Here is a 13,572-nt window from a genome sequence, read left to right as displayed (position 1 = left end):
AAAAATCAATTATTGATTATTACTTTCTTTCCGTTCATTATTACTATTCCCTTTCCATTGTTCTTCACTTCCATTCCTTTCAGGTTGTAGGTGCGCGAGGGTTGTTGCTCTTTATCAACAATGGTTATGCCCTCAATGTCGGAAGATCCGTCGGCATTTATCACCACTGTTGTCACCGAACGGCTTGGAATGGCTATGGAGCTAACGGCGTTGTCGCTGCTGTCGAGGCTCAGGTCGTGGTCCTTGTCGGTGACATATTTCTTGAAGTCCTTTGCCTCGAAGCCTGTTATCGAGAGGTTGGCAGTGCGGCGGGCACGGCTCATGTTCACCATCACCACAACCATCTGCTTGCCGTCGGGCGATAGATAGGCGGTTGACATAAGTCCTGTAAGGTCGTCGGCACCATCCACAGCCACACGCTGATAGCCCGGACGCACGAAGCGGCTGTAGTTGCCCAATGCCCAGAGATTCTTGTCGGCTGTTGTCTTTCCGCCGTTTTTAAGGTCGGCGTAGCTCTCGTCGCCAGTGTCGTCGAGAGAGTTTAGGCGAATGAGATAGAAGCGGTTTTTCTGGCTCCATCGTTCCTGTGCCATTGCTGTCCAGTACGACCAAGCCGTCATGTTGCCTATTGCAATATCGGCATATATCACCTTTGCCATGAATAGAGCCATGTCCATTTTTGTGGCTGCATCGTAGCTTGACGGGAAGCCTGTGGATGTTTTTGGCGCATCGCCAAGCATTGACCATTCTGTCTGCATCACGTCGATGCCTGCCTCCTGTGCCGCCTCGGCTGTCTTTTGGCGCACGGTCTTCAGGTCGCTGTCGGTGGAGTAGGTCCAGTAGCTGTGTCCTGCCACCACCTTATCTATATATGTAAGGTTGCCGATATAGTTTGCGCTCGACGTGTTGAAGAAACTGAATATCTGGTTTGTTGCCCTGCCGCTGCCACCATAGAGACAATCGAGCGATGAGGCCTCTGGAATGAGCACACGTGTTGTTCCCATGTTGTGCGCAGCCATGCTCTTGTCCAGTTCCTTGGCAAGTTTCGCTATATTCTGGTTTTCCCATGGCGATCCTTCCTGACCGTCCTTCCAGTCAAACTGCGGCTCGTTCACGGGGTCGATGTATGTCACGTTATAGCCTTCGTTCTTGAAGTGTGAGGCAGTGGCGACGAGGAAGTCGGCAAAGTCGTCGTAGCAGTCGTCCTTCAGGTTACAGCTTATGGAGCTTCCGTTGGCGTTAGCCTTTCCGTTCTTTGTGTAGTATATTGGTGCTGAGTTAGAAAACAATACGTAATTTTCCACGCCGTAGCGTTTTGCCTCGTCCATGAAATATTGCTGTCCTGCCTGTCGTGTCCAGTCATAGCTGCCGTCGGCGTTTTGGAAACACTCCGCGCGTCGTGTCTCGTCTTCGATGTTGCTTGCCTCTCCTTGTGTTGCGCTGCCAGCTCCGATGTTCACCCTCCAGCACGAGAGTCCTATGCCTTCGGGATTGCCCTCAGAGTCCATCTCACGGCTGAAAAGCCATCGTGCGGCGTTAGCCTTCGCCTCCTGGCTGAAATATTTTCCCACGAAGTCGGCTGTCCAGCAGTCGCTCGCGCCGAAGTCTTTCATTGTCTGCAGTTTTGTTGTGGCATCGATGCTCACCACCTGTACGGGCATCTCGCCGCCATTTGAGAGCGCGATGTCGTCGAAGCAGTATGTCGCCTCGCCCCATCCTTTTCGTGGGTCGCTCCAGTTACAGCTCAAGACGATATAGATTTTCTCCACGCGTCGGTCGTAGTATTTCTCGGCGAGGTCGATGGTTATTGTCTCCCATTTCCCGTCCTCCTTGAGCATGCCACGATACACCTCGTTGTCGTCCTCGTAGCCATTCACCGCTATGCGCATTTCCTTTGGCTGAATGCTTCTGTAGGCCTTCAGCGTGAGTATGCGGTTGGAGTCATCCACTACGAAAGGCGTGGTGAATTCCAGTATGAGGAAGTTCTTGTACCAGTCGGCATCGGCTACGTTTATTGCGCCAAGACATTTGTTCGAAGGGTTGACGTTGTCCTTCTTCGGATTGTCCATCACGGCAGGTTTCTTGCTGAACAAACCTCCCGTGTAGTCCTTGTTTATCTTCAGGCTTGTGCCTATGGTTCCGTCCTCAAAGTCGGCGAGGAGTGTCTGTGCGCCTGCACCCACCGCCGTAATCAGTATGGTTAGGATTGTTATTATTCGTTTATTCATATTTTTTTTTGTTGACGAGTTGACAAGTTGACGAGTTGACAAGTTATTTGTTGAAAAGTGTTATCCTGAAATACAATCTACTACCTAATCAATTTATGCTAATAACTGAGTTGTATGATGTTTAATAACCAGGGTTCTGCTTTATAGATCCGTTGGACATGGTTATCTCCGAGTTAGGAATTGGGAACAACTCGTCGCGTCCCTCCTTGAAGGTGTAGCCCTTGTTGGAGTTCTCGTTTTGGTTGTTTCGCTCACACTCGTCCTCCGACTCCTCAAGGTTGTACTTCACAAACGAACCGTTAGGACCCATGACGTTCTGTATTGCGAGCTTGCCGTTGTCGTCCTTCCAACGACGGAGGTCGAAGAGGCGGATTCCAGGCTCGAAGGCGAGTTCAAGACGACGCTCCAAGCGGATGGCGTCACGTAGTGTCTTGCCGCTTGAGGTCACCGGGTCGAGGTTTACGCGGTCGCGCACCTGGTTGAGTGCCTCGCGTGCCTGTGCGTCGTTGCCCTGTTCGTTGCAAGCCTCGGCATACATCAGCAGCACGTCGGCATAGCGCAGGATGCGGATGTTGAGAGGAATCTTCGGTGCGTCGTATGGCGACGGACGTTTCTCAACAGGAATGAAGAGCTTCATGTTGCAACGCTGGCTCTTGTGCTTGCTGGCAGAGATGACGTAAGGATTGTCTTCGTTCCATGTCGGGTCGCCGGGCACGTCGGTTTGTCCGTCGTGGAGTATGGTGTAACGCAGGCGCACATCGTCGCCGGCATCCTTGAACGCCTTCTCCAGGTTGCTTGTAGGCAATCCCCACGACCATCCGTTGTCGTCACGTGATCCGCATATCACCGACCAGCGTTCTCCGAGGTTGTAGCTTGCGCTGTACATTGTCTGGAACTCAAACAGGCTCTCCTCGCTGTTGTTGTAATCCATGTTCCACACCTTAGAGAAATCGTCGAGCAGGCGATACTCCTTGCTGTCTATCACAGCCTTCAGCACTGTGGCAGCCTCGGCATATTTCCCCTGTGCGAGATAAACCTTTCCGAGCATTCCCTGGGCGGCACCCTTGGTGATGCGTCCCATGTCGGAATCAGAATACTGTGAGCGGAGCGGCAGCACCTCTATGGCGTCCTTCAGGTCTTGCTCTATCTGGGCGTAGGTGTCGGCAAGCGAGGCGCGCTCTATGCCCTGAACCTCCGCCGGCATAAGCATTCCTGTTACCAATGGCAGTCCGCCGAAGTTGTAGGCGAGTTCGAAATATTCGAAGGCACGCATAAACTTTGCCTCTCCTACGAGACGGTTCTTCAGTTTCTCGTCGTTGAACTGCACGTTAGGAATCTTCTCTATAGCGATGTTGCACTGCAGTATTCCCTTGTAGCGATACTGCCAGAAGTTCTGCACGGCGTTTCCTGCACTCACTGTGTTTCCTGTGTAGTGTGCCAGGTGAAGATAGTCGCCCGGATCCTGTGTGGTGTTGCCCATCCACTGGTCGTCGGTGCAGATGTTCATCGAGTTGTAGTGCTTGTATATCTGCCACCAGTCGTCGCATCCTAAGTAGGAGTAGCAACCAGTGATGTGTTTCTCACACTCTTCTTCAGTGGCGAAATAGTTTGTCAAGTCCTGCTGTCCGAGTATCGGCTCGTTGAGGAAGTCGGAGCAGCTTGACATTGTCATTCCCAGACCTGCCACAATGGTCAGTTTCAATATTGAGTTCTTCATAAATTTCTTCTTTATATGTTATTCGTTCATTAGAAATTCAAGTTCACACCAAGCAGGAATGTGCGTGGGTTAGGATAGCCTGTCCAGTCGATACCCGACTCTGTGGCTCCACCCATGGAAGCTGTTTCCGGGTCCATGCCTGAGTATCCGCTGATGGTGAAGAGGTTCTGTGCCGAAAGCGAGAGACGCATCGTCAGCTTGTCGTTGAACACCTTCTTTGGCAGGGTGTAACCTATCTGCAAGAGTTTCAGACGCATGTAGCTGCCGTCCTCCACGAAGAATGTCGATGGCTTGTTGTGGTTGCCGTTGGCATCGTTCACCGAGAGGCGTGGCACGTCGGTGTTGGTGTTGTCCGGACGCCATGCCTTGTCGTAGGTGCCTGCTATCACGTTCTGTCCGTTGGTGCCGAAGTAGCGGTCCTTGTTCAGGTTGTAGATGTCGTTGCCTATGGTGCCGTAGAAGTTGGCGAGGATGTCGAAGTTCTTCCATGAGGCGTTGAGGTTAACACCCACCATGAGGTCTGGGAACGGATTGCCGATATACGACTTGTCCTTCTCGTCGATGGTGCCGTCCTGGTTGAGGTCTTTGTAGCGGAAGTCGCCTGGCTTGGCGTTTGGCTGCATCAGGTCGCCATACTGGCTTGTGTATGAGTTCACCTCTGTCTCGTTCTGGAAGATGCCGTCAACGGTGTAGCCATAGAACTGGCTGAGCAGCTCGCCTGCCTCGTTGCGGATGATGTAGTCGCCGCTGTGAGATCCGGTGTAGATGTAGTCACCGTTGAGTGTCACTGCCTTGTTCTTTACGGAAGAGAGGTTCACGCCCACACCGTAGTTGAAGTCGCCGGCACGGTCGTTCCAGTTGATGCCGAGTTCCCAACCAGTTGCCTTCATCTCACCGATGTTCTCCCACATCTGTCCGTTCCACATCGGGTAGCCGAGAATCAGCAGGTTGTCTTTCTTCAGGAGCATGTCGTGGCTCTTCTTCATAAACCAGTCTGCGGTGACGCGCAGGCGGCTGCCGAGGAATGCCATGTCGAGACCCACGTTGTAGTCCTCAACGGTCTCCCACTGTATGCCGCTGTTGCCGATGGAGCTTATTTGCGAACCGATGCCAATCTGGTTGCCGAACACGTAGCGCATGGTGCCGATGGAGCTAACGTAGGCTGAGTTGTCGATGTTCTGGTTACCCACCTTACCCCAACCGAGACGGAGCTTGAGGTCGTCAACCACGTTCTGCTTCTTCATGAATTCCTCGCCTGTGATGCGCCATGCAAGGCTGACAGCAGGGAAGGTTGCGTATTTGTTGCCTGTAGGGAACTTCGACGAACCATCCACACGGATTGATGCAGTGAGATAGTAACGCTCGTCGTAGTTGTACATCACACGTCCGAGATATGAGATCAGCGAAGAGTAGGTGTTTGAGCCCGAAACCTGCATGTTGTCCGTACCGGCGCTGACGTAGCGCATGTCCTCAACATTCGACGGGATAAGCTCGCGCGAACCGTTCAGATAGTAGTACTGGAAGCGTTCCATGGTGTAGCCTGCCATAACGTTGAGGTTGTGCTTCTTGTTGAACTGCTTCATGTAGGTCAGTGTGTTTGTCCAGTTCCAGTCAACCCAGTTATCCATTTTGCGCTCTGCCTTGTTCTTCTCCACCTGCTCAAGGTTGTCGATGAAGAAGTTTGGCGTAAAGACGTCTGACATGCGGAAGTGTGCGTTGATGCCAAACTGCGAACGGAAGGTAAGACCTTCTATCGGGGTGATGCTGATGAATGGTGTGGCAAGGAGTCCGTACTCGTCAGAGTTGGTGTCCATGCGGTACATGTTTGCCACTGGGTTCCACTCCTGGTTGTTTGCCGAACGGGCGTAGTTGCTGTATGGGTTGCTTGTCCACTCGCTCTCAGGACGCATGATAGGCGTTGTCGGGTCCATCGACATCATTGCTCCCATAAGGCTTGGGGTGTCTGCCCACTGCTCGTAGCGCGGTGTCATGTCGATACCTGCCTTCACAATGTTGTTGAACTTATACTCCATTGAGAAGCGTGCCGAGAGTTTCTGCCATTCGCCCACCTTATACTGTGATTCCTGGCGGTAGTAGCCGATGTTGGCTGAGTAGAGCAACTTGTCGTTGCCTCCTGAGAAACCGAAGTTGTAGTTCTGCTGCAGTGCCACGCTGTTGAGACACTCGTCCCACCAGTCGGTCTTTGCGCCTCCATTGGTGAATGGCGACTTCTGTCCGTCGTTGGTGTAGCGTGCGTTATACACCTTTTCATATTCCTCTGCCGACGCTATCTCAGGCTTTGCGAGAGTCTGGAAACCTACACTTACCGAGGCGGTGAACTTTGTCGCGCCCAGTGCGCCCTTCTTTGTGGTGATGAGAACCACACCATTGGAGGCTCGTGTACCGTAGATGGCAGACGCCGACGCGTCCTTCAGCACCTGCATGCTCTCGATGTCGTTCTGGTTGAGGAAGTTGATGTTGGTGCCCACCGGCATTCCGTCAACAACGTAGAGAGGGTCGCTGCCGTTCACTGTTGAGATACCACGGATGATGACGCGTGGCGATGATCCCGGACCACCTGCCGTTGACACCTGCACACCGTTCACCTGTCCCTGCAACGCGCTCATCACGTTACCTGTTGACATCTTGTCGAGCTTGTCGCCCTTGATGGCAGAGATGGAACTGGTTAGGTCGCCTTTCTTTGCTACACCGTAACCGATTACCACCACCTCGTTGAGGTCGTTGCTCGTGTCGTCGAGAGCCACGTTGAACGTGGTGTTTGTTGTTCCCACCTTGTATTCCTTGGTCTTGTAGCCAATCATTGAGAATACCAATGTGGAGTTTTTCTCCGCCTGGATGGTATAGTTGCCGTCGAAGTCGGTCACTGCACCTGTTCCAGTACCTTTTATCAACACGGTGACGCCAATGAGTGGCTCCTTGTCGAGCGACGATGTCACCTGTCCCGTTACTGTCACTTTTTGCGCATTGGCTATCAGCGCTAACAAAGCGACAACGAATGTCAAAATATATCTTTTCATACGTTCTTAGCGTTTTTGTTAATTATGAAAATGTGTTACTTCACCGGAATGATTCTTGACCGGAGCAGGTGGTAGTCAAACTCTATGCGGTACTTGCCTGTTGCCGGCACCTTGCTCTTTTTCATGTTTTCACCACCGTTCTTCACGTTCTTCTCGTTGAACTCCGAACCGTCGAAGCGCCAATATGGCTCTGGCCACCAGCCCCACCAGTGTGTCTGGCTAATGGTATATTCTATCTCGGTGCCTGCCTCAAGTTCGCACTCGCGGTAGAGCAGATACTTGTTTGCGGCGTCCTGACTCAAGATGAAGGCGTCGTTGTTCTGGTTGGTTGTCCAGCTTGGAGTGCCTGGCAGACCACCTCCCGCAAGACAAATCTGTGCCGGTTGCGCGCCTGAACCGTCGCCGAAGTCGATAGTGGTGGAACCGTCGAGGGTCATCTTCTCTGTTGTCGGCTCGTAGGTCTTCACGCTATATGCGCCGGTCACGATGTTCAGCTTTATCTCGTAGTAGGCTACCTCGTTAAGCTCAATGCCGAGGGCGGAAGACGCGTCGTTGATGAGCACACTGTTGTCGCTTGGGTCAACACCGAAGCAGATTGGCTCAAAGTCGGTCATCTGTGGTATGAAGCGCACCTTAGTGCCTGCCTTCTGGTTGTAGTAGTGTGCGGTGTATTCGTATGGTCCTGTATGGTCAATAACCATTGGCACGCCATAGACGTCGCTTGTGAGGTCCTTGGCAGATTCCACGTCGGCAAGATACATCTTCTCGAAGTCCGGCATCTCGTCAACGTTCACTGTGCTCTGAGCCATCACCTTATTGTTAAACTTGTCGTAGGCTGTCACCGTAAGCAGGCAGCTCTGCTTCTCGCTCGGCACGTCATAAACCTTCTTTATCTGCATCTCAGCCTGTCCTGCAGCGTCGATGCGGTCGTTGATGCCCAGTGCAGGACATTCCACCTGGACATAATCCAGCCGTTTGTTGTCCTTCACGGTGAAACCGAGAGTCAGCTTAGGATTCTGCACCAGCACTGTCAGCTCACCCGACGGTGCAACGGCAAACTCCGGATTTGTAAAGTCGCCGTCGGCACTAACAGTAAGTGTGGCAGAAGTGGTGCGTCCGCCAATGTCCTCCACTGTTATGTTTACAGGAAATGAACTGCTGTCGGTCCAGTCTTTCTTAGAGGTGTACTTATAGGCGAGCTTATAGTCGTAGATAAGCGAGTCGCCATAAAGTTCAAGCAGATTGATGGTCTTGTCGAGCAGCATGTCGCTGTTCTGGAGTCGGATGCTGCGAATACCGTCGGCATCCTTCACCTGACCCGCAATGGTAAACTGTCGTCCAGCCTCAGTCTGTATGTGGTCGGTCTCCAACGCAATGGTAGGAGCCTTACCGTCAACATCGCTGAAGTTGTCGTCATCACTACAGCTCGTGGCAAAAGTCACAGCTGTCATGGCAAGCAATGCCGCCAATAGGGAATGATTCGATTTTCTCATTGTTTTTAATTATTATTATTATTGTTAGTCATTATTTCCAAATTTGGTCCATTGTCGTTTGATTCGGCTGCAAAATTATTATTGTTTTTAATTCATAATGGTATAAAAATCGTGCAAATAGAATGGTTTTTCGTTCAAATGCAAGATTTTTACCCCATAATGTGTTGTTTTTTCGTTTCTTTTGTTATCTTTGCAGAAGAAACAAGCAGTACGCATTATGAAATACCTAACCATCATTCTCATCTCACTGTTCTGCATCAAAAGCAGGGCACAAAGGAACATACAGAAATTTGATATACGCGACGGGCTTTCGAGCAACTATGTCAACGGCATCACCCAAGACAAGCATGGATTCCTTTGGTTCGCCACCGAAGAGGGACTCTCGTCGTTGGACGGAAGCAATTTCCGCACTTTCTATGTCAACAGCAACCGCGATAGCACCAAAGGCGTGGCACTCAACGTGGTCTTTTCCGATGCCAAGGAACCGCTCGTGTGGATTGGGGCACAACGCGACGGACTGGCTTCATACAATGTGGAAAGCGGAAAACTCACCTACTATCGCCACAATCCCAAAGACCCTAACAGCATTGCCACCAACGACATAACGTCAATAGCCCCGACTGCCGACAGCACCAAGATATGGGTAAGCACCTTTTGGCAAGGAGTGGAACTTCTTGACAAGACTACCGGCAGTTGCAGGCATTTCAACACCGCCACCGTGAGCGGACTGCCCGAAAACCGCGTCTGGAGCATTGCCGACGATAGCCACGGACACCTCTATGTGGGACATAATAGCAAGGGAATGAGCATCATCGACATCGGATCGCGACACGCTGTTAATATTAAGAAAGGTGATGGCGACAAATGCCTGCCAGGGGCAGGAGTGAACAAAATAGTGATTGACGACGACGGTCGGGTGTGGACAGCCACCAACAACGGACTCGCCGTATATTACCCGCAAGAGAACAGACTGCTTCGGTTCGACGCCATCGACGACGTGCCCACACCGTTGAAATCGGGCAATATCTCCACTCTCGCATATATTGACAGGCAGATGTGGGTGGCGGTGGAACTGTGCGGAGTGTATGTCATCGACACCCAAAATCTCCTGCACCCAAAGATTGAACACATAGGCTATTGGTATCGGTCGGAAGACCTCTCGTCACCTTCAGTACGCAGCATCTTCAAAGACAGATACGGCAACATCTGGCTCGGCACATGGAGCGGAGGACTGAACTTCATCAGCCACCGTCCGTCGATGTTCAGCACTTTCCCCTTCGACCCCAATGTGTCAAACACAAGAAGCCTTACCGACAAGACTGTTCTCGGACTCTGTTTCGACAGCCACAACAGGCTTTGGGCGGCAATGGACGGAGGTGGAGTGGTGATGATTGAGAACGGACAACGCAAGGCAACACTGAGCACCGAACAACTCGGCACTTCCGACAACACCTTCGACACCGCATACAGAAGTTCTGACGGAAAACTGTGGTTTGGAAGCTATGGAGGATGGGTCGCCATGGCTGACGAGAACACGCTGCAGTTCAGGGCAATAAAACTCGAACCGCAAAACGGAAACACACACGCCGATGTGCGCTGCTTCTTCGAGGACATCAACGGCAACATGCTCATAGGCACAGGGTCGGGAATATATGTGATTGACAAGGAGGGACAACTCACACGCCACTACGACACACGCAACTCCGGCATCGGGGAAGACAACGTACACAGCATCTCGCGGGACAGTCAGGGCAACTACTGGATTGGCACCTTCGGACAAGGACTGTCCATTCTCTCGCCAGCGATGAAACGGATAAAAAACTACCATACCAACAACGGATTCTGCTCAAATGCCATCAACCACATCCTGCATGTGGGACGAGGCATCATGGCAGTGGCGACGTCGGCAGGACTCGTGGTGTTCGACAACGGAAAAACCACCACATTCACCAAACGTGACGGACTTGTAAACCAACAAATAAGGGCAATAGCCATCGACAGCAACCAACTGCTCTGGCTAAGCACCAACAAGGGACTGGCATACATCGACTACAAGACACGCCGCGTGATGAACTTCCCGAACAACGACTACATCGGCTACGGAGAGTTCAGCAACGGTGCCGTGACCACCGACGGCAACGGAAATCTCTATTTCGGATATAATGGCGGAATATGCAAATTCAACCCCATCGACATTACCAAACCTCATCCCGACCTGTTGCTTCAGTTCACCTCGCTGACCATCTACGGCGAGACATCGGTGTCGGCAGGCGGCGTCTCCACGAAAGACATCATGATTCCTATAGTCAACACCACAGAGGTAAGTCTCGACTACACGCAAAACACCTTTTCCATAGGTTTCAACACCCGCGACTTCGCCTTGGAAAGCGAGGTGGCATACTCTTACAGGCTTCGCGAACTGGGCGCCCACTGGTTTGATGTCACTGCCGGAAGCCAGGTGACTTTCCGCAACCTCTCACCGGGCAGCTACACACTTGAGGTGCGATGCCGACTGAAGGGCGGTGAATGGAGCAAGCAGACAGCCACATTGCACATCACGGTGGCGCCACCCTTGTGGCGGTCATGGTGGGCTGTGACAATCTATGTTGTCCTGCTCATAGCCATCGTGGCATATAATTTCATTGTCTATCGCCGACGCATGATTCGCCGCCACGAATACCGCATGAAGGCAGCAAAACAGCAGCACGAGATGGCTCTTAACCAAGAAAAGCTGCAGTTCTACATCAACGCCGAACGGGAGGCACGCGACAAACTTGCGGAAAAGGAAGCGCGCGACGAAAACGAGGAGAAACGGCGACTGGCGCAGGAATACCTGCAGGAGAACGAAAACTCGTTCATTCGTCAGGTCGCCACCATCATCAGCGACAACCTGTCGTCGGGTCGTCTCGACATTTCCTTCATCGCCGGCGAGATGAACATGAGCACTTCGTCGCTCTACCGCAAGATGAAATCGCTGACGGGAATGGGACCAAACGAGTTTATCAACAAGGTGAAAATGAAACAGGCAGAAGAAATGCTCATCCAAGGCAAGCTGAGCATCTCTGAAATAGCCTTCCGCCTTGGCTACAGCACACCAGCCTATTTCCGGCAGTGTTTCAAAGAAGAGTTCGGAATGCCCCCGTCAGAATTTGTCAAACGCAACCTGACAGAGTGAAAAAGAAACTTCTTTAAATACTAAAGTTGAGTCCTAAACTCTATACAACTCCCGTAGCACCGGAAGGGAATTGAGGTCGGGGAAGTCGGGAAGATGGCAACGGAAATAGACTACAATGATGTCGAGAAGCCTGTTGCGGTCGGCATGGGAGAGACGAAAGAGACGCATGGTGCGGAAATTCATTCGCATCATTGTTCCTATCAGTGCCGACTCGCTCACGTTGAGGAAGTCCTTGTGGGAAGGAACAACGCTGACGAAGGTGCTGCCGCGAAGGTCGAAGATGTCGCCTTCGGTGTAGTCGTCGAGATTTGGCATAAAGCCAAGGAAGAGAGGCAGGCGAAGCAGGAATACGATATGGAAGTTTGCAAAGCCGTCGTCGGCAAGGTCGAGAAACTGTATTCCGTCAGCAATATAGTCGAAAAGAGGCATGTTTGCCTGCTCGCCCTTCAGGGCATGGGACAGAAACTCCGCCACGAAGAGGGCTATTGCCGTCTTCTCCGGTTGGAATGGAATGGACGACATGGGGCAGAGAATGGAAGCGTCGATGAGTTTCTGCAGTCCAGCCCGCTGGCGCACATCGACCTCAATATTTAATAGTGTGAGCGGTGAGAACAGTGTCTTTCGAAACTTCGCCTTCCTGCTGTTCGACACAGTAACGGCAACCGACAATCTTCCGCAGTCGAGAGTGTAGAAATCGACTATAATACGATTGTCGTTATACTTGAATGAATGAAGCACTATCGCCTTCGTTTTTATCTGCATATCACGCCGTTAAGTTGTTATTTGTTTATTCCTGATGCAAAGTTACTATATTTTTTCAAAATAACAATGCCTTAAGGCAAAAACTTGGAATTATCAGTAAATGAAATACCTTATCATGTAACTTCTATTGGCACTACTGTCATTTTCTCACTATTGTGCGATCTCCTTTCTACTGACCTCTTCAGGGGCTTGTCAAGAAATACGATAGCAATAAACGAGAAAGTAACTTCCGAAACTCTTTTATTGCGTGAAATGTTTTGTTTTATCTGTCATCTGTCACCATATCGGTATAATAACTTGATATACAGTAGTTTGATGTAGTGACAGAAAGGTGACAGACGATTTCCTCTGTCACCTTTCCTTGATGCCATTCACATAGTAGGAAGCACCCGGACTTCGCAAGTCAACCAATTACGTTTGCGGTTGTACAATAACATAGGAAAGGAATGGGACACTTGTTCCATAGTCAATATCACGGTTGTTCCATACTGTATGAGACAACCGTTCCATAATTATGGTCACGAGTGTTCCACAGTTATGGAACAGCCGTCTCAACAATTATGGAACAGCCGTCTCAACAGTTATGGAACGGCCGTCTCAACTGCGTTCCTTGCGGATTAATAACCAAGGACGTATTCGTCGAAAAGATTGTCTTTGTCATAGCCATACTTTCGGAACACTGCAGTAATGCGTTTCTGATATTCCTTATTTTCCATAGGTTATAGAGTCTTTTTCCTTGAAAATAGTCCCCAAAAACAGCGGAAATGCAAGAAAAAGGGCAAAAAAAGCATAATCATCGTCACCAAAAAGCCCTATAACGATGCGGTCTTAGCCCCTTTTTCGAAACGTCTGTCACCACAACGGAAAGTCAGCACACTGATAAACAAGAGTTTAAAAAATCAAGGTGACAGTGACAGACGTTTTGCAACTTTTTATTTTTCCAATTCAAGTTACGTTTGTCTTATTGCGCCCTACCTTTCAGGACGAATATTACGTCCAAAACTCCAATTAATAATATAAAAAAGAGGGTCGTAGGTCGAGTAGAGCGAGGGAGTTTCACCCTCACCCTCTCACAGAACCGTGCGTGAAAGTCTCCCCTCACACGGCTCTTCACACTCAACTCTTTGTGCATAGACATAACCTTGGAGTCTGACCTCTC

At 50.8% G+C, this 13,572-nt stretch carries 7 protein-coding genes; 1 reads left to right on the top strand and 6 read right to left on the bottom strand.

What is annotated here, in order from left to right:
- Positions 1-5: 5 nt before the first annotated feature.
- The 4 genes from CIK98_RS04235 to CIK98_RS04220 form a co-directional block, all read right to left on the bottom strand.
- Positions 6-2,228 carry a glycoside hydrolase gene (locus tag CIK98_RS04235; protein WP_141210405.1) on the bottom strand — a complete coding sequence of 741 codons (2,223 nt, stop codon included), beginning with the start codon at positions 2,226-2,228 and terminating at the stop codon, positions 6-8.
- 121 nt (positions 2,229-2,349) lie between these two features.
- The gene (locus CIK98_RS04230; protein WP_094383037.1) at positions 2,350-3,945 is read right to left on the bottom strand and encodes a RagB/SusD family nutrient uptake outer membrane protein; all 1,596 of its coding nucleotides are present in this window, start codon (positions 3,943-3,945) and stop codon (positions 2,350-2,352) included.
- A 29-nt stretch (positions 3,946-3,974) separates the two neighbouring features.
- On the bottom strand, positions 3,975-6,983 hold the full coding sequence (locus CIK98_RS04225; protein WP_094383036.1) for a TonB-dependent receptor: 3,009 nt from the start codon (positions 6,981-6,983) through the stop codon (positions 3,975-3,977).
- Between the two features lie 35 nt (positions 6,984-7,018).
- Positions 7,019-8,476 (bottom strand): hypothetical protein, encoded by a 1,458-nt coding sequence (locus CIK98_RS04220; RefSeq protein ID WP_253249641.1) that lies wholly within the window; start codon positions 8,474-8,476, stop codon positions 7,019-7,021.
- Positions 8,477-8,693: 217 nt separating this feature from the next.
- On the opposite strand from CIK98_RS04220, the gene CIK98_RS04215 reads away from it, so the two are divergent.
- A complete protein-coding gene (locus CIK98_RS04215; RefSeq protein ID WP_094383034.1) occupies positions 8,694-11,651 on the top strand; it encodes a two-component regulator propeller domain-containing protein in 2,958 nt (985 codons plus the stop codon).
- 33 nt (positions 11,652-11,684) lie between these two features.
- Here the strand turns inward: CIK98_RS04215 and CIK98_RS04210 are convergent, their stop codons facing one another.
- Together CIK98_RS04210 and CIK98_RS18490 are read right to left on the bottom strand one after the other, a co-directional pair.
- On the bottom strand, positions 11,685-12,413 hold the full coding sequence (locus tag CIK98_RS04210) for a DNA repair protein RecO (protein ID WP_094383033.1): 729 nt from the start codon (positions 12,411-12,413) through the stop codon (positions 11,685-11,687).
- 961 nt (positions 12,414-13,374) lie between these two features.
- On the bottom strand, positions 13,375-13,572 hold a 198-nt coding region (locus tag CIK98_RS18490), incomplete at its 5' end, for a hypothetical protein (protein ID WP_216358954.1).

Origin of the sequence: Prevotella sp. P2-180 (assembly GCF_002251435.1) — a bacterium.
Lineage (GTDB): Bacteria > Bacteroidota > Bacteroidia > Bacteroidales > Bacteroidaceae > Prevotella.
This window is presented reverse-complemented; position numbering and strand designations above follow the sequence as displayed.